At 59.1% G+C, this 21,945-nt stretch carries 13 protein-coding genes; 3 read left to right on the plus strand and 10 right to left on the minus strand.

Features of this window, described 5'->3' with window-relative positions; genetic code table 11:
• Positions 1 to 523 precede the first annotated feature (523 nt).
• Both B5G09_RS01245 and scpA read left to right on the plus strand, forming a co-directional pair.
• Positions 524 to 2,371, plus strand: coding sequence for a methylmalonyl-CoA mutase family protein (locus tag B5G09_RS01245; protein ID WP_087309484.1), 1,848 nt, complete (start codon positions 524 to 526; stop codon positions 2,369 to 2,371).
• A 2-nt stretch (positions 2,372 to 2,373) separates the two neighbouring features.
• Entirely contained in the window at positions 2,374 to 4,512 is a 2,139-nt protein-coding gene (scpA, locus tag B5G09_RS01250; protein WP_087309483.1) for a methylmalonyl-CoA mutase, read from the plus strand.
• Positions 4,513 to 4,797: 285 nt separating this feature from the next.
• On the opposite strand, the gene B5G09_RS01255 is transcribed toward scpA, so the two are convergent.
• The 10 genes from B5G09_RS01255 to B5G09_RS01300 all read right to left on the minus strand — a co-directional run bounded on the left by B5G09_RS01255 (position 4,798) and on the right by B5G09_RS01300 (position 19,905).
• A complete protein-coding gene (locus B5G09_RS01255; RefSeq protein ID WP_087403691.1) occupies positions 4,798 to 5,940 on the minus strand; it encodes an iron-containing alcohol dehydrogenase in 1,143 nt (380 codons plus the stop codon).
• 731 nt (positions 5,941 to 6,671) lie between these two features.
• A complete protein-coding gene (locus tag B5G09_RS01260; RefSeq protein WP_087403692.1) occupies positions 6,672 to 8,702 on the minus strand; it encodes a peptidylprolyl isomerase in 2,031 nt (676 codons plus the stop codon).
• Positions 8,703 to 8,780: 78 nt separating this feature from the next.
• Complete coding sequence (locus tag B5G09_RS01265) at positions 8,781 to 10,043, minus strand: hemolysin family protein (RefSeq protein ID WP_087309480.1); 1,263 nt, start codon at positions 10,041 to 10,043, stop codon at positions 8,781 to 8,783.
• A 22-nt stretch (positions 10,044 to 10,065) separates the two neighbouring features.
• Entirely contained in the window at positions 10,066 to 10,812 is a 747-nt protein-coding gene (gene lptC / locus B5G09_RS01270) for an LPS export ABC transporter periplasmic protein LptC (protein WP_087403693.1), read from the minus strand.
• 30 nt (positions 10,813 to 10,842) lie between these two features.
• The gene (locus tag B5G09_RS01275) at positions 10,843 to 12,177 is read right to left on the minus strand and encodes an enzyme of heme biosynthesis (RefSeq protein WP_087403694.1); all 1,335 of its coding nucleotides are present in this window, start codon (positions 12,175 to 12,177) and stop codon (positions 10,843 to 10,845) included.
• Positions 12,178 to 12,241: 64 nt separating this feature from the next.
• Positions 12,242 to 13,621 carry a hypothetical protein gene (locus tag B5G09_RS01280; protein WP_206384396.1) on the minus strand — a complete coding sequence of 460 codons (1,380 nt, stop codon included), beginning with the start codon at positions 13,619 to 13,621 and terminating at the stop codon, positions 12,242 to 12,244.
• The gene (locus B5G09_RS01285; protein ID WP_087309476.1) at positions 13,596 to 14,336 is read right to left on the minus strand and encodes a type III pantothenate kinase; all 741 of its coding nucleotides are present in this window, start codon (positions 14,334 to 14,336) and stop codon (positions 13,596 to 13,598) included. Before B5G09_RS01285 ends, B5G09_RS01280 begins: the two co-directional genes overlap by 26 nt.
• Positions 14,333 to 17,674, minus strand: a complete 3,342-nt coding sequence (gene mfd, locus B5G09_RS01290) for a transcription-repair coupling factor (protein WP_087403696.1) — start codon at positions 17,672 to 17,674, stop codon at positions 14,333 to 14,335. The genes B5G09_RS01285 and mfd overlap by 4 nt, the downstream gene beginning before the upstream one ends.
• 3 nt (positions 17,675 to 17,677) lie before the next feature.
• Positions 17,678 to 19,234 carry an Rne/Rng family ribonuclease gene (locus B5G09_RS01295; RefSeq protein ID WP_087309474.1) on the minus strand — a complete coding sequence of 519 codons (1,557 nt, stop codon included), beginning with the start codon at positions 19,232 to 19,234 and terminating at the stop codon, positions 17,678 to 17,680.
• A gap of 398 nt (positions 19,235 to 19,632) precedes the next feature.
• A complete protein-coding gene (locus B5G09_RS01300; RefSeq protein ID WP_015547910.1) occupies positions 19,633 to 19,905 on the minus strand; it encodes an HU family DNA-binding protein in 273 nt (90 codons plus the stop codon).
• 485 nt (positions 19,906 to 20,390) lie between these two features.
• On the opposite strand from B5G09_RS01300, the gene B5G09_RS01305 reads away from it, so the two are divergent.
• The gene (locus tag B5G09_RS01305; protein ID WP_087309473.1) at positions 20,391 to 21,941 is read left to right on the plus strand and encodes a response regulator; all 1,551 of its coding nucleotides are present in this window, start codon (positions 20,391 to 20,393) and stop codon (positions 21,939 to 21,941) included.
• Positions 21,942 to 21,945 lie beyond the last annotated feature (4 nt).

Consider the following 21,945-nt stretch of genomic DNA (forward strand, 5'->3'; position numbering starts at 1 on the left):
AACCTGAAATTTTCCGGACCACTGCCTCCCGGCAGAAATCACCGACCTAACTAACCCGGGCATTCTCCCGCTCCGGTATATCGGTTGTTCTGGATGCAAATGTAAAAATATTTCCGTTACGTTATTTTTCAAAAAATGTATTTTTTCGAGAAAATTGCATTTTTTAAGGCATTTTTCCGGAAAATAACCCCATTTTTCAGAGCAATACTCGTTTTTTGAGGGCAGTTTTCCGAAAAACAGCCTCAAAAAATCGACAAACAGCCAAAATCAGCACTTTTTGATTTTTTCTCGAATTCGAGGATATAAAGAACATTATTCAACCATTAAGCTCCTCAATCAAGCTCCTCCCCCACCGATGCAAGACCGATCCTCCCCCTTCGGCAACATAACTCTATTTAATAAGGAGACAATTGTGATGTTATTTTGTTAACAATTTCTTGTTACAAATCCCCAATTATTTCGTACCTTTACGTGCAAATTTGAAACTAAGAGCAAGAACACTCATACTAATCTCTAAACAGTTATGGCAAATACCAAACGTGAAAAGCTGTTCACCGAGTTCCCCCCGGTCCCGACCGAAGTATGGGAAGCGGCGATCGCAGCCGACCTGAAAGGTGCCGATTACGAGCGTAAACTGGTATGGCGTACGGGCGAGGGATTCAACGTCCGCCCCTACTACCGTGCCGAAAACCTCGAGGGCATCCGGTTCCTGGGCTCGCAGGCAGGCGAGTTCCCCTACGTGAGAGGTACGCGCGCCAACAACCACTGGCACGTGCATCAGACCATCGAGGTCAAGTGCCCCAAGGAGGCCAACGCCGAGGCGCTCAAGCTCCTCAACTCGGGCGTCGACTCGCTGGGCTTCTCCATCGCCAGGGAGGACTTCTCGGCCGCTGACCTCGATCAGCTGCTCGCCGAAATCCACATCCCGGCCATCGAGATCACCTTCTGCGGCATGCACACCGGTCGCATCGCCGGCCTGGTGATCGACAAACTCGAAAAGGAGGGCATCGCCGCCGAGGCCAACGTCGCCTTCTGCATCGACCCCATCGTCAAGGGTCTCTCCCAGAAGGGCGACTTCTGCTCGCCCAACGGCGAAAAGTGCTTCGCCAAGATCAAGTCGCTCATCGAGCGCACCCGTGAATACAAGCATATCCGCATCGTCACCGTCTCGGCCGGCATCTTCGCCAACTCCGGTTCGACGATCGTCGAGGAGCTCGCCTTCGCCCTCTCGGCCGGCAACGACTACATGGCCCGTCTGACCGACGCCGGTCTGGATGCCGACACCGCAGCCCGCAAGCTCCGCTTCTCGTTCGCCGTCACGTCGAACTACTTCATGGAGATCGCCAAGTTCCGCGCCGCCCGCATGCTCTGGGCCAACATCGTCAAGGGATACAACCCCGCCAAGGAGTGCGCCGGCAAGATGATGATCCACGCCCGCACGGCCGACTGGAACCAGACGGTTTACGACCCCTATGTCAACATGCTCCGCGGTACGACCGAGGCCATGTCCGCCGCTATCGCCGGCGTTCACTCGCTCGAGGTTACGCCGTTCGACGCCTCGTTCGAGGATCCTACCGAATTCTCGAAGCGCATCGCCCGCAACGTCGAACTGCTGCTCAAGCACGAGGCCCACTTCGACCAGGTCGTTGACCCGGCCGGCGGTTCGTACTACGTCGAGAACCTCACCCAGTCGATCGCCAACGAGGCCTGGAAGCTCTTCCTCGAACTCGAGGAGAAGGGCGGTTATACCGAAGCCTACAAGGCCGGCTACATCAAGGAGCGCATCGAGGCCTCGGCCGCAGCCAAGGACAAGGCCATCGCTACGCGCCGCCAGATCCTGCTGGGCGCCAACCAGTACCCCAACTTCACGGAGGTCGCCGGAAAGGAGATCACCCAGGAGGCCGTTACGCGCCACATGGCCGAAGGCAACACGCTGGCTCCCTACCGCGGCGCCATGGCTTTCGAGGCCATGCGTCTGCACGTCGACCGCTCGGGCAAGCAGCCCAAGGCCTTCATGCTCACCTGCGGCAGCCTGGCCATGGCCCGCGCCCGCGCCCAGTTCTCGTGCAACTTCTTCGGCTGCGCCGGTATCCGCGTAATTGACAACACCTTCTTCAAATCGGTGGAGGAGGGCGTCAAGGCCGCTCTCGAGTCGAAAGCCGAAATCGTCGTGGTCTGCGCTTCGGACGACGACTACGCCGAGGTTGCCCCGAAAGTCAAGGAACTGCTCGGCGGCAAGGCCATCCTGGTGGTTGCCGGTGCCCCGGCCTGCATGCCCGAACTCGAGGAGAAGGGCATCAAGAACTTCATCAACGTGAAGTCCAATGTCCTCGAAACGCTGAAGTTTTACCTTAAAGAGATGGGAATCTAACGATGAGAGCTAAATTTTCAGAACTCAAATACGAAGGCGCCCAGCAGAAGAGCTGCTGCGCCTCGAAAGGCTGCGGTCAGGTGGAGCCGTGGCTTACGGCCGAGCGCATTCCCGTCAAGGGAACCTATACGGCCGAAGACCTCGAAGGCATGGAGCACCTGAACTATGCCGCCGGTATCGCACCGTTCCTGCGCGGTCCCTATTCGACGATGTACGTGATGCGTCCGTGGACGATCCGTCAGTACGCCGGATTCTCGACCGCCGAGGAGTCCAACGCCTTCTACCGCCGCAACCTCGCCGCCGGTCAGAAGGGTCTGTCGGTGGCCTTCGACCTGGCTACGCACCGCGGCTATGACGCCGATCACCCGCGTGTCGTAGGCGACGTCGGCAAGGCCGGTGTCTCGATCTGCTCCGTCGAGGACATGAAGGTCCTCTTCAACGGCATTCCGCTGGACAAGATGTCCGTGTCGATGACCATGAATGGCGCCGTGCTGCCCATTCTGGCCTTCTACATCGTCACGGGTCTCGAACAGGGTTGCACGCTGGATCAGCTCTCGGGTACGATCCAGAACGACATCCTCAAGGAGTTCATGGTGCGCAACACCTATATCTATCCCCCCGAGTTCTCGATGCGGATCATCGCCGACATCTTCGAGTATACGTCGAAGAACATGCCGAAGTTCAACTCGATCTCGATCTCGGGCTACCACATGCAGGAGGCCGGTGCTACGGCTGACATCGAGTTGGCCTACACGCTGGCCGACGGTCTGGAGTATCTGCGCGCCGGTATCAATGCCGGCATGTCGATCGACGCCTTCGCACCGCGTCTGTCGTTCTTCTGGGCCATCGGCATGAATCATTTCATGGAGATCGCCAAGATGCGCGCCGCACGTATGCTGTGGGCCAAGATCGTCAAGCAGTTCAACCCGAAGAACCCCAAGTCGCTGGCCCTGCGTACCCACTCGCAGACTTCGGGCTGGTCGCTCACGGAGCAGGATCCGTTCAACAACGTGGCCCGTACGGCCATCGAGGCCATGGGCGCCGCCCTGGGACACACCCAGTCGCTGCACACCAACGCCCTGGACGAGGCCATCGCCCTGCCGACCGACTTCTCGGCACGTATCGCCCGCAACACGCAGATCTACATCCAGGAGGAGACCTCGATCTGCCGCGAGGTCGATCCGTGGGCAGGTTCCTACTACGTCGAGACCCTCACCAACGAGATCGCGCACAAGGCCTGGGAGCACATCCAGGAGATCGAGAAGCTGGGCGGTATGGCCAAGGCCATCGAGACCGGTATTCCGAAGATGCGTATCGAGGAGGCTTCGGCCCGCAAGCAGGCCCGTATCGACTCCGGCGAGGAGAAGATTATCGGTCTGAACGAGTACCGTCTGGAGAAGGAGGCCCCGATCGACATCCTGGCTGTGGACAACACCGCCGTGCGCGAAAGCCAGATCAAGCGTCTGAAGGAGCTGCGCGCCACGCGTGACAACGAGGCCGTGAAGAAGGCCCTGGCCGCCATCACCGAGTGCGTGAAGACCAAGCAGGGCAACCTGCTCGAGCTGGCCGTCGAGGCCGCCAAGGTCCGCGCTACGCTGGGTGAGATCTCCGATGCCTGCGAGGTTGTCGTAGGCCGCTACAAAGCTGTTATCCGTTCCATCTCAGGTGTTTACTCTTCGGAAGTGAAAAACGACAAGAACTTCGAGCACGCCAAGGAGCTGTGCGCCGAATTTGCCAAGAAAGAGGGCCGTCAGCCGCGTATCATGATCGCCAAGCTCGGCCAGGACGGACACGACCGCGGTGCCAAGGTCGTTGCTACGGGTTATGCCGACATCGGCTTCGACGTCGACATGGGTCCGCTGTTCCAGACTCCGGAGGAGGCTGCCAAGCAGGCCGTCGAGAACGACGTCCACGTAGTGGGCGTATCGTCGCTGGCCGCCGGTCACCTCACCCTCGTGCCGCAGATCATCGCCGAGCTGAAGAAACTCGGACGTGAGGATATCGTCGTCATCGTCGGCGGTGTGATTCCTCACCAGGATTACGATGAGCTCTACCGCGACGGTGCCGCCGCCATCTTCGGCCCCGGCACGCCGATCGCCACGGCTGCCATCAAGATCCTCGAGATCCTGCTGGGCGAGTAACTTCTCCCTGAATTGACTTTCCGATCCCCTTCGGCCCCTCGGCCGGAGGGGATTTTTCGTGAGGTGGGGAGGATTTGTGAAGAGAAACTCCCGGGTAGATTAACGCGGGAAAGGACGCCGCCGGGAAGGATGGCACGTGAAAGGTTGGTGCAGAGAAAGACGCCACTGTGGCGGTGAGGAGAACGACGGCTCGGCGAATCGGAAAGTGTTTTTGGGAAACACCGATAAAAAATCCCGCACGACTCGCGGTCGTACGGGATGGTATCGGATCAGGAACAAGAGGTGTCAGAGGCAGGCCTCGAGGATGCGGCGGGCCATCGCTCCGTCGACGTTCCCGGCCTCACCGTAGTGGACGCCCGAAGCATTGAACCGGCGCTCGACCTCGGCAATTGTCTCCTGGCCGATCCCCTCCTCCGAGAGGTGCGTCGAGAGTCCCAGCGAACGGAAAAACTCCTCGGTACGGACCAGTGTCCGGTCAATACGCTCCTCATCGCTGCCGCCCGTAATACCCCAGATCCGCTCACCAAACTGCAACAACTTGCCGTGCTTCTGGTCGCGCAGCACACGCAGCGTTCCGTTGATGACGATGGCCAGCGTAGCACCGTGGGTCAGCCCGTGCAGGGCCGTCAGTTCGTGGCCGATCATGTGCGTTGCCCAGTCCTGCGTCACACCCATGCGGATCATGTCATTCAGAGCCAACGTCGCCGAGAGCATGTACTCGGACATCGTGTCGTAATCACGCTCGTCGGAGAGGGCCTTCGGAGCCGTCTCTACGACCGTATGGAGGATTCCCTCAGCCCAGCGGTCCATCAACAGCGACTGACCCGGCGTGGTCATATACTGCTCGAGCACATGCACGAATGTATCGGCCAGTCCGCAGGCAATCTGTCTCTTCGGAAGCGAGAAGAGTGTCTCGGGATCGAGAATCGAAAAGACCGGATAGTGGCTGTAGAAGGCGTATTTCTCCTTGGTCTCGTAGCGCGAAATGACAGCACCGCTGTTCATCTCGGAGCCTGTAGCGGCCATCGTCAGAACAGTAGCCAGCGGCACGGTCTTCGAATAACTGCCCTTGAGGACGAGATCCCAAGCATCGCCATCGTAGAGCAGTCCCGCCGAGACAAGTTTCGTACCGTCGATGACCGATCCTCCGCCTACAGCCAGCAGGAAGTCAACCTTCTTCTCCTTTCCAAGGGCGATGGCCTTGCGCAGCGTCTCCACCGAAGGATTGGCCTCGATTCCCCAGAATTCGATGAAATCACGCCCTTCAAGGGCCTTGACAACCTGGTCATAGACGCCGTTGCGTTTAACGCTTCCGCCGCCGAAGGTGATCATGATACGACGGTCGGCCGGGATGAGTTCCGGAAGACGGGCAATCTGCCCCTTGCCGAAGACCAGTTTGGTCGGATTCTGATAGATGAAATTGTTCATAACAAAAGAGGGTTTGTTGTTACAAAGATAACAAATTTTCGCAAGATTACGTAAGAAAGGCGCCACGCAGCCGAACGATGCGACGCGCAGACAACCGGGCATAGAACCGGTCGGGAAAGAGTCTGTCCAAACGGGAACGGTCCGTAAAGGCGGCCGGAAAAGAGATCTGCCGCCTGTAGGCAGGACGAGAAGGCCATAGGGGTGAGGCAACGGGTGCAGAGCACATCCGAGACAGGAGTAAACGCATTGGTGGCAGGAACAAAGGGCGTCGGTGGCAGGAGTCAAGGTACGGACCGAGGATGCATAGTTGAAACGGGAAAGATACCTGGAATACAGGCAATAAAAGAGCGGGAAGAGGCAATGCCTCTTCCCGCAAACCAACCACTCAGGGATCACCGAGCGACAGGATTTCGCACCCGCCTTTCTCCGGTTATTTGAGTTCTCGGGGTACTGCACGGTTACCACGCCCCGATTACCGTATTGTTTACGGCAGTCTTAGCTACTATGGCTCCGGTTACTGCCCGTTTCCAGCGACCCGGTTACTGCCTCCGCTACCGTACTATTTATGCACCCCGGTTTCAGCGACCCAATAACTACAGCCCCGGTTACCGTACCATTTATGCACCCCGGTTTCAGCGACCCGATTACTACAGCCCCGGTTACTGCACCCCCGGTTACCGGACCATTTACCGCAGCCCCTTTACAGCCCCGGGCTTCTGCGGTCCAGGCAGTTAGAAGTACTTGCCGCGCAGATCCTGAATATCGGCCATCTGCTGAACGGCCGGCAGAGCAAACTGCTGGGCCATTCCTTCGGCCATTGCCTGTGCACGAACCTTCTCACCTTCGGCGGTCTGCTTCTCCGAGGTCTGGATATCATCCACCTGGAAGATATAGAGACCCGACAGGCCCTTCACAGGTGCCGACAAGGCACCCTTCTCCGAAGAGGCAATCGCGCCAACCAGACGCGGCTCAACACCGATGCCGTCGATATAGAATGCTCCGTAAGCCACACCCGAGAAGTCGCCGACCTCCGAGCCGAGGCTCTTGGCCTGCTCGTCGAGCGTCGAGCCCGAAAGCTCGTTGAGGATATAGTCGTACTTCTTGTCGCGCAGCACCTGGGCCCGAACCTGAGCCGCAACCTTCTGCAGCGAAGCATAATCATCGTCGTCAATATCGGTCAGCATGGCAATCACGTAATCCTTGCCTACGGAGAAGATCTCCGAAACATCGCCCTTCTTGGCACCGTATGCCCAGCGGGCCACGTCACGCGAGTCGTCCAGACCGCGGATCGTCCGATCGCCCTGAGTCAGCGTAGCCACACGCGGCGTCACGGCAGCCTCCGAAGCGGCATCGGCAAAGGCCTCCGATGACCCCTTGGCATTGACCATGAACGATCCGGCCTGGTTGTGGATGTCACGGCGCGTTGCTGCCGAAGCCTCCACCGGATAGGTGATCGATGCCACCTGGAGATGCTTCGTGGGTTTGCCGGTACGGTAGATCTGCATCAGCTGGATGGCGTCGCCCGAGGCGATCTTGAAGATATCACCCGTCTTCACGCCGGCCAGTTTCTCGACGAATTCACCCGTAAAGGACGAGAAGGGAAGCACCCCTACGTCTCCGCCATTGGCGGCCGTAGCGTCATAGACCGAGTACTGCGAAGCCAACGCGGCAAAATCACCGCCCTGACGGGCCACCGTCAGCAAGCTGTCGGCCAGCGCCTCCTGCGTATAGGGCAGCACGATGTGGCGGATACCGATCGAGTCGGGAGCCACTTTCGACTCCAGCACACGGGCCATCGTCCACTCGTTGTTCTTCAGCACCGGTCCGTACATCTCACCGGCCATCAGAGCCTTGGCCTCCTCATCGGAAAGCTGGGCGGCGGTTACGTAATTCTCGGCAACATGTCCGTTGCGATTGCCCCGCACGAAGGCCTTCACATCCTCGGCGACGGCAAAATTCCTGCCCACCTCCGCAGCGTTCTTCTCCAGAGCCAGCAGGTCGTCATCCGTAGGCGAAACCTCGAACACGACATACGACAGCGTCCGCGACGGCGTCTGTTTGAACTGATCCTTGTGGCTGTTGTAGTAGGCCTTCAGGTCGCTCGACGAAACCGACACCAGCGAATCGGGCACCGAAGCGAACTTCTTGCCGATCCACTTGCCCGAGAAGGTCTCGTTGGCGCCCTTGACACCCTGAGCCACCTCCAGCGAATTGACGTAAACACCTCCCTTGATCAGCCCGAAGAACTTTTGCATCTCACGCTCCATGCAGGCCTGTTCGTTGAGCTGCGACCACATCTGGGCAGCCTGCGGATTGGTCTCGGCCTGGGCCAGGAACTGGTTGATGGCATCTACGCTGTACTGTCCCGTACGCGGATCGGTGAAGGCGTTGTAGAAGGTCTGCGAAGGCTGCTGACCGCTGGCCATGGCCATACGCTCGGACTCGGTCACACGCAGTCCCAGACGCTCGAAACCCGGCGTGTAGACATACTTGGCGATCAGCGACTGCCAGACGGCGTTGGCCAGCATGGCCGACTGCTGTTCGTCGCTCTCCTGCACGTTGTTCTGAGCCTTGATCTGCTCGTACTGGTCGTAATACTCCGAATAGTTGATCTTCTCGCCGTCGATCACGCCGACACGGGGATCATTGCCCGAGAAGCCCATTTCGGTCTTCAGGGAGAGGATAAAGGCCAAGAGGGCGAATGCGATGATGATCGAAAGCACGACGCCGAACTTGGTACGTAAGGTGTTTAAACTTGCCATATAAATGTTAATTATTCGTATTGTTTCGTTAGATCAGCCAAAGGTAGTAAAATATTCGCAAATAGAGGCCTGTATGCGTTACAATTTTTTCACCCGCGCCAGTTCGAGACGGGAACGCGTCGTGCGGAGAATCCGAACCTGGAGACCGTCGACGACGATCGTCTCGCCGGCGGCCGGAATCCCCTCGTAATTGTAGATGATGAAACCCGCCAGCGTATCGTATTCGCGGCTCTCCTCGATGCCCAGACCGTAGCGTTCGTTGAGATACTTCACCTCCAGACGGCACGAGAGGACATATTCGTCCGGTCCGACCTGTTTCTCGACCAGATCCGGCACATCGTGTTCGTCCTCGATCTCGCCGAAGATCTGCTCCAGCACGTCCTCCAGCGAGATGATGCCCGCCGTACCGCCGAACTCGTCAATCACCACGGCAATGTTCGTCCGGTGCTTGATGAAATTCTCCAGCACGAGTTGCAGCGGCATGGTCTCCGGCACGAAATTGACCTCCATCATCACATCCGAGATCTGTTCCGGACGCGTGAAAAGACTCTTCGAATTGACATATCCGATGATGTTGTCGATCGACTTCCGCCAGACGAAGATACGCGAATACTTCGTCTCGATGAAACGGTCGGCCAGCTGGTCGATCGTCGTCTCGTCGATATCCACAGCCTCGACATCCACGCGCGGCACCATGCAGTCCCGTACCCGCAGGTCGGCAAAATCCAGCGCATTCTGGAAGAGTTTCAGTTCGGCATCGGGTTCGGTGTGGGTCTCCTGCCCCCCGGCCTCGAGCAGCGAGGCCAGATCCTCGCGGTCAAAACCCGGAGCTATGTTCTTCTCCTCGACCCGTCGCCCCATAAGCCACAGAATTCCGTGCGACAAAAGCGTCGTGAAACGGGCTATGGGATAGAGCACGATGTAGAAGAAGTAGATCACCGGAGCCAGTGCCCGATAGTAGAAATTCGGGTCGTTGCGGAAAACCGACTTGGGCAGGAACTCCGCAAAAAAGATGATGATCAGCGTCGAAACGGCCGTATCAATGGCCACCGACCCCTCGCGGGCCAGCTCCTCCCACCCGAAGGCCGCATAGAGCTCCCGCAGGAGCATTGACATGGCCAGTGAATAGACCACCAGCGCAATGTTGTTGCCGACCAGAATCGTCGTGATGTACTGCCCCGGATGGCGGGCGAAGACCTCTGCTATGCGGTCAAACATCCGGTTCTGCTTGCGGTCGATCTCCAGCTTGAGCCGGTTCTTGCTCGTAAAGGCGATCTCCATCCCCGAGAAGAAGGCCGACAGCAGCAGCATGACCACGATCAGTATGAGCGATTGCACCATAGCTTTCCACTTTTCTGTGTAGTCATTCGGCCTTGATGTTTCGCACGGGGCGCGGAGCCTCCACTGCGGAGCCGGCCGGAGCCGGTTTGGCCGATGGGACGGGGTTCGACTCCGGAACGGGCTTCACCGGAGTCGGAGCCGGACGCCCGGCCGCAGGCCGTACCGCCGAAGAGTCCGCCGATGTCGAATCGGCACGCTGCTTCATCTCCACCTCCATGCGTCCCTTCATCCTGCGGAAACGCCAGTCCTTGAACTCCTCGTCCGATTCGAATCCCTCGCCGATGAAGACGTCGCGACCGTTGTTCTGCACGATTTTCGAATCGACGTTCGAATAGATCTTCCCCGTACGCGCATTCCAGAAGAGCTGCTGCGTATAGAGCGTCTTGCCGTCGGACTTCTCCACCACGACATTGCCCTTGGCCTCCCACAGTTCGCGATTCTGGTAGTAGATGGCATAGTTGGCCGTCAGCACCGCATCGACCGACGAGAGCGAATCATCCTGGTAGGTCGTGATCTTGATTCCCTTGCGGAACTCCCGGTAGGGTTCCCGCGCCAGCGTATAACCCTCGAGCAGCGGCGTGACGAAATGGTACGAACGCCGTCCGTTCTGCGAATTGATAATCGACAGATCCTCGCTGTATTCGGTCATCATCGCCTCTTCGGCCGCCGACTTCGTATCCTGCGCCTCGCCCGAACACGAGAATAGCAAGATAGCACTCCCCACCACGGAGAGTGCTACCTGTGCGTATCGAGTGATGCGTTTCCTCATGGAAATGCGTTTCGTGCTCCCGGAGCGGAATTAGCGGGTGCGGACCGTCGTCGTGACGCCGGCTGCCGTACCGCAGATCACCGTATAGCGGGCACCCTCCTGCAGCTCGTTGAAGAAGCACTCCTCCGAGTTGGGGAAGCGGCTGCGGAATGCCGAAAGCGAGGTCTTGGCATGCTCGAGGTACTCCGAGTCGCTCGGCAGCAGCTCGACGGCCTTGGCCATCGTGTCGTAGGCGGCCCAGAAGGTAGCCTGACCGGCGAATCCGCCGCAGGCGGCCGCCGACGAAGCATAGCACTGTGCCAGCACGAAATAGGGTACGCCATCCTCCGGATTCAGATCGCGGGCCTGACGGGCGGCCGAAGCGGCCTCCGAAATATCGTTGGCAACCAGACCCACCAGAGCGATGCGCACAAGGAGTTTCTGACGCTCGGTCGGATTCTGCTCGACGGCCAGCGCCTCGTTCAGGTAGGTCATGGCCTTGGCATAGTCACCCTTGTTCTGGAAGGCCTGGGCCAGGAACATGGCCGTCTCCGACGAGGGCTTCATCTGATAGTACTTCTCGGCGATCGTGAAGTAGAAGTCGCCGTCGCACTTGGCCCGCGACATCATCCCCACGGCCTGGGCCAGCAGGGCCTCGTCGTCGGGTGCAGCCTCGATCTTCGCCCGGTAGAGCTTCTCGAGGTTGTCGCAGCTGGCCGCACCGCTCAGTCCGAACGCGGCATCGAACTGCGCCTTGTACTCGGCAGCCTCGGGATGCTTTGCGAAGAAGGGCTCCAGACGCTCGTACTCCGCAAGCACCTCGTCCGGCATCACCTCGTCCGTATTCTTGTAGTCGTCGCAGAGGTTCGAGAAATAGGCCACGACAGTCTCCGGATCGGTGTTGTCGCCACCGGCGGCAATGGCCTCGCGGAAGGCCTCACGGATACCGGCACGGTCGCTCGGCTTGTAGGTCAGATATTCACGGGCCTTGCGGTCGAGGATATAGGCCGTACCGCGCTTCGGATGGTCGCCGAAATACTTGTTGCGCAGATCGTAGATCAGCATCAGCGAGTCGACATACATGTTCTTCTCGTCAAGCGATTTGGCGCGGTTGATCTTGTTCTTGTAAAGCGTAATTCCACGCACGAAGGTATTCTCCGAGGCCTTCGGGCACTTGTCAAGCAGCTCTTTCAGATAGTGGGCGGCGGCATTGTAGTCCTTGTTGTCGCACGACTCCTTGAGGAAGTTGCTGTTCAGAATGTTCTGCTGACGCTCCTCGGGCGTATCACCCCAGATCGCGTACTTCGGATCACTGAAATCTTGAGCCAGCGCCGCGAACGCGAAGAGCGAGCATGCAGCGGTGAGCAGGAATTTTACGTTTTTCATTGGTCAGATTATTTTTGTTGTATTGTCGTTTGCCTTTATCGTTTTTGGAGTCTTTGTCCGGGGATTAATCGTACTTGGGCCGCATGAACCAGTACTCGCCGTTCTCCTGGCCGGCGAAGAGCGTGAAGCCCACCGCAATCTTGAAATACTGCTGACGGACCAGTCCCAGCCGTTCGGCGACGTTGTAGGCGCGGCGTCCGTACTCAACCCCCACATCGACCGACGATACGGCCCACAACTTCACCGGAATACCGAAGCCCGCCGTCACGGCCCACTGTCCGAGGCGTTCGCCGTTGAAGGACTGGTTGTAGGTCCCGTAGCGGAAGCCCGCACGGTAGGACCACCGCCGCAGGAAATTTCGAATATCATACCGGTTGGGCGTAAACTCCACGCCCAGTTTGATCGTACTCGTATTGACATACTCGACCAGATACGACGTACGGTTTTCGCCCGTACCGCTCATACCCGTCATTTCAGAAGCCATGTTGCGTCCGCCCCAGTTCTGGTAGACGTAATCCACGCCCATGGCCCATTTGGCCGTCTGGTAATAGAGGCCCACGGCCAACTGATGCGGCAGCACCAGCTTCAGATGCGTCGTATCGCCCTTGACCGTCGTGTTGTAGAGGTCGCCGACGTAGATCTTCTTGGTCACCTCCGGGTTCAGGTCGCCGCCGAAGTCGAACGCCGCGCCCACGGTCAGGATCCGCTTCTGATTCAGAATCGGGCTCCACTGTACGCCCACCTGTCCCTTGATGCTCGAGACGCTGTAGACGTCGCTGCCCACCGACGAAACGTAGGTCCCGTCACCGGTGATGGCCGTCGGGGTCATCACGAACGAACGGTTGATCGAGCCCCAGTAGTACTGGGCGGCCACGCCTATCGAGAAGTTCTTGAAGACCTCCCAGCCCAGACCGACCTTCACCTCCGTGATGTCGCCGTCGCCCTGGTAGTTGTACTGGATGTTGCCCACGTTGCCGTAGACGGGATCCGTCGGGTCGTACTCGTGGTAGTATTTCGTGCGGTAGCCCACCGAGCTGTAGGGCGTCAGGCTGAAGCCCAGGCCCAGCCGCTTGGCCACCGGCAGCTGAAAGGCGATATCGTGGAAATTGAACGTATTGTAAACCGTGCTCTTCGCCTCGCCGGCGACCTTCTGCGAATTGTAGTAGTTCTGGCCCTCGAGACCGAAGTTGAAGAGGAAGGTCTTCTGCGGGGCGGCGCTGAATCCCGCGGGATTGAGCAGATTCACCACGCCCGTCGAACGCATGGCCACGCCCACGCCGCCCATCGACCGCATCGGGAGCGTTCCGGGGGTATTCACCTCACCGATTCCGTACATCGTATAGGGCGAGAAGGCATTGATACTGCTTGTCTGGGCCGCGACGGCAACAGGGAACAGCGCCGCTGCTGCGACAAGTAGCTTACTCAAGGTGTTCTTCACTGGCATTGTACTCTAAAATTCGATCCAATCCGCAAAAGACCAGATTACAATTTGCAAATATCGTGTTTTTAATTCTTTTCGCAAAGTATTTCGCGTCTCCTCCGGTAAAAATTACGCACAAATCGTCGATTTTTTCCCGCATCCGGCTCATATAGCCCTCGATTTCGAAGGTCAGCGAGTTCATCACCCCCAGCCGGATGGCCTCCTCGGTGGAGAGGCCCTGCAGCTCCTCGCTCCCGGTCGCCGAACAGAGAGGCAGCTTGGCCGTATAGTCGTGCAGCGCCCGGAAACGGGTCCGCATGCCCGGCGAAATACACCCGCCGCGGAAGGTGGCGTCAGCCGTCACCAGGTCGATCGTTACGGCTGTCCCGAAGTCGACGATCAGCACGTTGCGACCCGGATAGAGCACCGTGGCACCCACGGCGGCCGCCAGCCGGTCGCGGCCCAGTGTCTCGGGCGTACGGTAGGCGTTGGCGATCGGAACCGGCGTCTGAGGCGTGAATTCCAGCACGTAATCCGCGTGTTCGTGCACCTGTGAGAGGATCTCGTCGGCATCGCCCCGTGTCGACTCCACGATGGCGCGTTCGGCCCGGTGTCCCGGCAGGATCTCCTCGAAAACCGACGGCTGAAGGTATCGCGTACTGGTCTGGGCAATGAGCCGTCCCCCGTCGAACGCGGCGAGCTTGACCAGCGAATTGCCTATGTCCACAAGCAGATTCAAAGCTCTTGCAAGGTTTTGTATGCGTCCTCCACGTCTTTGATATTCCTAACGGTCATCGCCAGCCGATTATTGTGCTGCTTGAGCACAAAACGGTCGGGATGTTGCGTCACCCGCTGCAGCAGCGTCATGAAGGTTTCGCTTTTATAATAAGGTGAATTCTCTTCGCCCACGAACTGCACGATCATCAGGCCGTTCTTGACCTTGACACGCTCCATGCCCAGGCGGATGGCCTCCCAGCGCAGCCGCACGACATTCAGCAGCTCACGCGCGGCACGCGGCAGCGGTCCGAAGCGGTCCACCAGCCGGCTCTCGAAGGCCTCGAGCGCCGCTTCGTCCTTCGTCGAGTCCAGCTCGCGATAGAGCTTCAGACGCTCGGCCTGCTGCGAAACGTAGTCGTCCGGCAGCGACGCCTCGACCTCGATGTCGATGTGGGCGTCGTCGATGAAGTTCATGCGGCCGACGACCTGCTGCTCCTCCTGGCCCAGATCGGGCATCTGGAGTCCCTCGGCGCGCAGTTCGGCAATCGCCTCGTTCATGATCTTCTGGTAGGTTTCGAAGCCGATATCGGCGATGAAGCCGCTCTGTTCGGCTCCCAGCAGGTTGCCCGCACCGCGGATGTCAAGGTCCTGCATGGCGATATTGAAGCCCGAACCTAGGTCCGAGAACTCCTCGATGGCCCGCAGACGGCGCCGTGCATCAGGCGTCAGCAGCTCGTCCGGCGGGGTGAGCAGGTAGCAGTAGGCCTTCTGGTTCGAACGTCCCACGCGGCCGCGCAGCTGGTGCAGGTCGCTCAGTCCGAAGTGCTGGGCGTTGTTGACGATGATCGTATTGGCGTTCGGGATGTCGATGCCGTTCTCGACGATGGTCGTCGACAGCAGCACGTCGAACTCCCCGTAGATGAAGTCCATGATGAGCTTCTCGAGCTGTTCGGCCGGCATCTTGCCGTGTCCCACCCCGACGCGGGCCTTCGGGCAGAGGCGCGTGATCATCCCCTGCAGCGTCGGCAGATCCTCCACACGGTTGTGGACGAAGTAGACCTGGCCGCCGCGCGCAAGCTCCGTCTCGATGGCGTCGCGGATGATCTCCTCCGAGAAGACGTGCGATTCGGTGATGATCGGCTGTCGGTTGGGCGGCGGCGTCGAGATGACCGACAGGTCGCGCGAACCCATGAGCGAGAACTGCAGCGTACGCGGGATGGGCGTCGCCGTCAGCGTCAGCGTATCGACCGAGACGCTCATCTCCGTGAGTTTCTCCTTGGCCGCCACGCCGAACTTCTGCTCCTCGTCGATGATCAGCAGCCCCAGATCGTGGAAAACGACCTGTTTGCCCAGCATCTTGTGCGTGCCGATCAGGATGTCGATCTTCCCCGAGGCCAGATCGGCGCAGATCTGCCGGACCTCCTTGGCGGATTTCGTACGGTTGAGATACTCGACCCGCACCGGGAAGTCGCGCAGCCGCTCGCTGAACGAGCGGTAGTGCTGCAGCGCCAGGATCGTCGTCGGCACCAGCACGGCCACCTGCTTGCCGTCGCACGCCGCCTTGAAGGCCGCACGGATGGCCACCTCGGTCTTGCCGAAGCCCACGTCGCCGCACACCAGCCGGTCCATCGGCTGGTCGGACTCCATGTCACGCTTGACGGCCTCGGTGGCCGCCTGCTGGTCGGGCGTATCCTCCCAGAGGAACGAAGCCTCCAGCTCATGCTGCAGGTAGCTGTCCGGCGAGAAGGCAAAGCCCTTCGAGGCCTTGCGCTTGGCGTAGAGGGCGATCAGCTGGCGCGAAATGTCCTTGACAGCCTTCTTCGTGGCATTCTTCAGCTTCTGCCAGGCGCCGGTCCCCAGCTTGTAGATCTTCGGCGGCTCGCCGTCGCCCGACTTGTAGCGCGAGATGCGGTGCAGCGAGTGGACGTTGACGAACAGCACGTCGCCATCCTTGTAGACCAGCTTGATCGCCTCGTGGGTCTTGCCCCCCTCGTTGATCTTCACCAGTCCGTCGAAACGACCCACGCCGTGGTCGATGTGGACCACGTAGTCGCCCGGACGCAGCTGGTTCAGCTCCGCCACGGTCATCTGCTCGTCGCGGCGGATCTCGCCGTTGATCCGGTAGCGCTGATAGCGGTCGAAGATCTGGTGGTCGGTATAGAGGCAGAGTTTCAGATCGTTGTCCACGAAACCCTCGTGCAGCGTCACGGCCAGCGACCGCACGACGGCCTGTCCGCGGCCGATCTGGTGGAAGATGTTCTCGAGGCGTTCGACCTGCGCCCGGTTTTCCGAAAGGATCCACGTCTCGTAACCCCGCAGCGCGTTGCGGATCATGTCGTCGGCCAGCAACTCGAAGTTCTTGTTGAACTTCGGCTGCGGCGAGGTCGAGAACTTCACACCCGACGTCACGGGCCGTTCGGGCAGGTTGTCGCGCAGGACGAACAGCCGGTTCTGCTGCAGATCCTCCAGCAGGCCGTTGCGGCTCGTCAGCAGCCGGTCGATCAGCCCGGGCTCTTCCAGATCGCCCAGCGTCTTGCGCCGCACGTCGTTCACCCGGCGCAGCACGAAATCCGCGTCGTAGAACCACCACGCCGCATCGGCCCCCGCAAAACGCGCCAGCGAAACCCGTGCCGCAGCCGTCTCGCCGCTGTTCAGGTCAGGGATGATCTCCACGCGGTCGAGCTTGTCGGCCGACAGCTGGCTCGAGATGTTGAACCGCCGGATCGAGTCGACCTCGTCGCCGAAGAAATCCAGACGGTAGGGTTTGCTCTCCGAGTAGGAGAAGACGTCGACGATGCCGCCGCGCAGCGAATACTGGCCCGGTTCGTAGACAAAGTCGACGCGGGTAAAGCCCCCGTCGACGAGCTCCTGTTCGAGCACCTCGATCGAAATCCGGGCTCCGACCCGCACCGCAATCGTCTTGCGCTGCAGCACCTCGGCATCGGCCACCCGTTCGGCCAGCGCCTCGGGATAGGTGCAGACCACCAGATACTCCCCCTTTGCGCCGCCGAAGGCCCGCAGGGCATTCATCGTGGCCGTGCGCTGCACCACCCCCTGGGCATCCTCGGCGCCGTTGGCCGCCGAGTGCTTGTACGACGACGGAAAGAAGCAGACCCGCTCTTCGTCGAGCAGGTTGTAGAAGTCATTGAGCAGATAGGCGGCCGCATCGCGGTCCTCGGCCACGAAGAGGTGCACGCCGCCGCAGCGGGCTATGGCCGCTGCCGCATAAAACGACAGAGCCCCGCCGACCAACTCCTGGAGATGGACGGTGGTGCTCCGTTTCCGGTATTCGCGGCACAGGGCGTCGAGTTTTTTTGATCCGGCGGCGAACTGTGCCAACTGCTCGCGAGGGGTTGCCATGCCTTATTTCTCGATCAGATCGTTGTCCTTGCGGTCGTGGTAGTGGACATCGACGATGCCGGTGCTCTGATCCTCGACGATCTTCAGCCGCACCTTGTATTTCCACTCCCAGCGGCGGCGCAGCGACCAGAAGCCCTTGCGCAGGTACGAAGCCACGTAGGGGCTGACAACCAGCTTGATGAACTTGTGGCCGCGATCCTCCGTGAGGAACGAGATCTGGTTCTCGATCTTCTTGTCCAGCAGCACCGTCGGCTCGATCCGCCCCGTACCGTTGCACGTCGGGCAGACATCCGAGACATTCTCCACGGCCACCGGGCGCACCCGCTGACGCGTGATCTGCATCAGTCCGAACTTCGTCAGCGGCAGCACCGTATGCTTGGCCTTGTCCGTCGCCATGAGCTTGACCATCTCGTCGAACAACGCCTGCTTGTTCTGCGCCTTGTGCAGGTCGATAAAGTCGATGATGACGATACCGCCCAGGTCGCGCAGACGCAGCTGGCGCGCAATCTCCTTGGCGGCGGCCAGGTTCACGTCCATGGCCGTCTGTTCCTGGTTGTCCTCGGCCTTGGTGCGGTTGCCCGAGTTGACGTCGATGACGTTCATCGCCTCCGTGTGCTCGATGATGAGGTAGGCGCCGCGCTTCAGCGACACGTACTTGGCAAACAGCGACTTGATCTGTTTCGAGATGTCGAAGTTGTCGAAGATCGGAACCGTCCCCTTGTAGAGTTTGACGATCTTCTCCTTTTCGGGATCAATCTCATGGATGTAGTTGCGGATCTCCTTGTACATCGCCTCGTCGTTGACGGCGATCTGCGAAAAGGAGCCGTTCAGCGAGTCGCGGATGATCGTGTTGGCGCGGTTCATCTCGTTCATCAGCTGGGCCGGAGCCTGTGCCGCGCAGCGCTTGATCGCCCCGCAGGTCTTGCGCCAGCGGTCGATCTGGGTCTGGATGTCGTGGGCAACATCCTCGTCCTTGGCCTCCATGGCCGCCGTGCGGATGATGACGCCGAAGTTTTTCGGCAGCACCTCCGTGGCGATGCGCTTCAGACGGCGCTTCTCCTCGGCCGAGCGGATCTTCTGCGAGAGGTAGACCTTCGACGAGAAGGGAACCAGCACCACGTTGCGGCCCGCCAGCGAGATGTCCGACGTCAGACGCGGCCCCTTGGTCGAAATGGCCTCCTTGGCCACCTGGACCATGATCTGCTGTCCGACCTGGAGGTAGTCGCCGATCTTGCCCGTCTTCTCGATGGGCGGTTCGAGCTTCATGGTCTCGACGCGCATGCCCCGCTTTCCGGGCTGTTGCGAGTTGACCAGCTTCTGCAGCGACGGGAACTGCGTTCCCAGATCAAGGTAGTGGATGAAGGCATCCTTTTCGTGCCCTATGTTGACGAATGCCGCGTTCAGACCCGGCATGATCTTGCGCACCTTCCCGAGGTAAATGTCTCCCACGGCAAAGCCCGTCTGACACTGCTCCTTGTTGAGCTCGACGAGCACCTTGTCCTCGCACAGGGCGATGGTGATCTCGGTAGGGTTGACGTTTACGATTAACTCTCTGTTCATTTATATCTGATTCCGCGTCCGGGTGTCCGGGGCGGTTTGGGCTGAAATTAGTACAAGAGCCGCATTTTGGGATGAAGTGGCGGCGAACTCCAATGGAAAAGTCCGCTTTTTCCCGCAGGAACCGGGGGACGGGGCGGTGACGCCGCAGCGTCGGATGACCGCAAACCGGAGGGGCCAAAGCCCCGAAAAGATGGATTTCCGAAAAATAGGTAAAGCTAAAGGAACCCGGGGGCCCCTTTAGCTTTATCTATTCGTTAGCACGAAGGTGCTACCCTACTTTTTCTTGTGACGGTTCTTGCGCAGACGTTTTTTGCGCTTGTGGGTAGCCATCTTGTGACGCTTATGCTTCTTTCCGTTTGGCATAGTGGTTAAATTTTAAGAGGTTCTTTGTTTATCGTTTATTTTACCTTCGCTGCAAAGCTCTTTGCGGGCTTGAAAGCGGGGATGTTGTGCTCGGGGATGGTGATCGTCGTATTCTTCGAGATGTTGCGGGCCACTTTCTTGGCACGTTTCTTCACGATGAAGCTTCCGAAGCCGCGAAGATACACATTATTCTTCTGGGTGAGCGACGTCTTGATACTCTCCATGAAAGCCTCGACGATAGCCTGCACCTGCACTTTCTCCACGCCGGTGCTCTTAGCGATTTCGCTTACGATATCAGCCTTTGTCATATCTGTTAATAAATTAAAATATTAAGTTCATCCGATTGATTCGGAGTGCAAATATACGCTTTATTTGAAATTCCGCCAACAAACGGCCATTTTTTTTCAATTTTTTCTCGACCCCGTAGCGCTCACGAAGCCAGCACGATAACCCGACAAAAGCAAATCCCGGGCCAAAATCCGAACACGCCGCCGCCCCTTCGGGAAAACGGCGGCCGAAAAACCGGAAGCACACCCGGCAAGACGCTGGCATGCAGCCACATGACCAATAATCCGGCCGGCACGCTGAAAAACCGCGCCCGCATTCCGCGGAACAGCTCCTTCGGGAATCCCGTCCACGCCGTGCGGCGTCGCCGCCGGCCCGGGTTCGGTCGGCCGCCCGGACTTCCACACGCCTGCCATCACCCCGAAATCCCAGCCGCGACAATAAAGCGCAGGATTTTTGCGTTTGATGGTAAAATCACTAATTTTGTAATCCCTAAACCGACACTGGCATGGTCAAAATACTCTGGGTCGACGACGAAATCGAACTGCTCAAACCGCATGTCTTCTTCCTCAAGCAGAAGGGCTATGAGGTCGACACCTGCAACAACGGCTACGACGCCATCGACATGGCGACCGAAAATGCCTACGATCTGATCATCCTTGACGAGATGATGCCCGGCATGACGGGCCTCGAAACCCTCCCCAAAATCAAGGAGGTACGCCCGACAACTCCCGTCATCATGGTCACCAAGAGCGAGGAGGAGAACATCATGGACAAGGCCATCGGTTCGAAAATCGCCGACTACCTGATCAAGCCCGTCAACCCGAACCAGGTGCTGCTGTCGATCAAGAAGAACGTCCACCAGCAGCAGCTCGTCACCGAACAGACCACGGCCGACTACCGCTCCGAATTCGGACGCATCTCGGCCTCGCTGCAGATGGCCGAGAACTTCTCGGACTGGTGCTCGCTCTACCGCAAGCTCACCGCCTGGGAGATCGAACTGGGCGAATCCACCGACGAAAGCATCAAGGAGGTGCTCACCTATCAGAAATCCGAAGCCAATCAGGAGTTCTGCAAGTTCGTGCGCCGCAACTACTACAACTGGATCAACCGCCGCTCGGACGATACACCCGTGATGTCGCATACGCTCATGCGCACGAAGATCTTCCCCGTGGTGGACGAAAACCCGAAGACCACGTTGCTGCTGATCGACAACTTCCGCTACGACCAGTGGCGGGCCATCTCGTCGCTGCTGCGGGGCTACTACGACGTGCAGCAGGACGACTTCTACTGCGCCATCCTGCCCACCGCCACCCAGTACGCCCGCAACGCCATCTTCGCCGGACTGATGCCGCTGGCCATCGACAAGCTGATGCCCCACAAGTGGCTCAACGACAACGAGGAGGGCGGCAAAAACCAGTACGAGGAGGAGTTCCTGCGGCGGCTCATGAGCCAGAACGGCAAGACATGGAAATTCTCCTTCGACAAGCTCGTCCGCCCGGAGCAGGGCCGCAAACTGGTCGACAATATCCAGAAGGTCTACGACGCCGACTTCTCGGTGATCGTCTACAACTTCCTCGACATCCTTTCGCACGCCCGCACCGAGACGGACATCATCCGCGAACTGACCGAGGACGAAGCGGCGTTCCGTTCACTGACCCGCTCGTGGTTCGAACACTCGGATCTCTACACCATCCTGCGGCTGCTGGCCGAACGCGGCCATACGGTGGTCATCACCTCCGACCACGGCACCATCCGCGTGGACAACCCGGTGAAGGTGACCGGAGACCGCGAAACCTCGTCGAACCTGCGCTACAAAACGGGCCGCAACCTGGCCTACAACTCGCGCGAAGTCTACGAGGTGTTGCGCCCCGAGGACATCCAGCTGCCGTCGAGCAACCTCACCTCGAGCTACATCTTCGCCTACAATTCGGACTTCCTGGTCTACAACAACGACGCCAACCGCCACATCCGCTATTACCGCAATACGTTCCAGCACGGCGGCATCTCGATGGAGGAGATGATCGTGCCGTACATCGTTCTGAAACCGAAACAATAACACG

Source organism: Alistipes sp. An54 (genome assembly GCF_002159375.1).
GTDB classification, from domain to species: domain Bacteria; phylum Bacteroidota; class Bacteroidia; order Bacteroidales; family Rikenellaceae; genus Alistipes; species Alistipes megaguti.

What these genes read in the sequence shown, in the direction of transcription:
- B5G09_RS01245 (WP_087309484.1), top strand. Translation starts at nt 524, where the DNA reads ATGGCAAATACCAAACGTGAAAAGCTGTTCACCGAGTTCCCCCCGGTC.
- scpA (WP_087309483.1), top strand. Translation starts at nt 2,374, where the DNA reads ATGAGAGCTAAATTTTCAGAACTCAAATACGAAGGCGCCCAGCAGAAG.
- B5G09_RS01255 (WP_087403691.1), bottom strand. Translation starts at nt 5,940, where the DNA reads ATGAACAATTTCATCTATCAGAATCCGACCAAACTGGTCTTCGGCAAG.
- B5G09_RS01260 (WP_087403692.1), bottom strand. Translation starts at nt 8,702, where the DNA reads ATGGCAAGTTTAAACACCTTACGTACCAAGTTCGGCGTCGTGCTTTCG.
- B5G09_RS01265 (WP_087309480.1), bottom strand. Translation starts at nt 10,043, where the DNA reads ATGGTGCAATCGCTCATACTGATCGTGGTCATGCTGCTGCTGTCGGCC.
- lptC (WP_087403693.1), bottom strand. Translation starts at nt 10,812, where the DNA reads ATGAGGAAACGCATCACTCGATACGCACAGGTAGCACTCTCCGTGGTG.
- B5G09_RS01275 (WP_087403694.1), bottom strand. Translation starts at nt 12,177, where the DNA reads ATGAAAAACGTAAAATTCCTGCTCACCGCTGCATGCTCGCTCTTCGCG.
- B5G09_RS01280 (WP_206384396.1), bottom strand. Translation starts at nt 13,621, where the DNA reads ATGCCAGTGAAGAACACCTTGAGTAAGCTACTTGTCGCAGCAGCGGCG.
- mfd (WP_087403696.1), bottom strand. Translation starts at nt 17,674, where the DNA reads ATGGCAACCCCTCGCGAGCAGTTGGCACAGTTCGCCGCCGGATCAAAA.
- B5G09_RS01295 (WP_087309474.1), bottom strand. Translation starts at nt 19,234, where the DNA reads ATGAACAGAGAGTTAATCGTAAACGTCAACCCTACCGAGATCACCATC.
- B5G09_RS01300 (WP_015547910.1), bottom strand. Translation starts at nt 19,905, where the DNA reads ATGACAAAGGCTGATATCGTAAGCGAAATCGCTAAGAGCACCGGCGTG.
- B5G09_RS01305 (WP_087309473.1), top strand. Translation starts at nt 20,391, where the DNA reads ATGGTCAAAATACTCTGGGTCGACGACGAAATCGAACTGCTCAAACCG.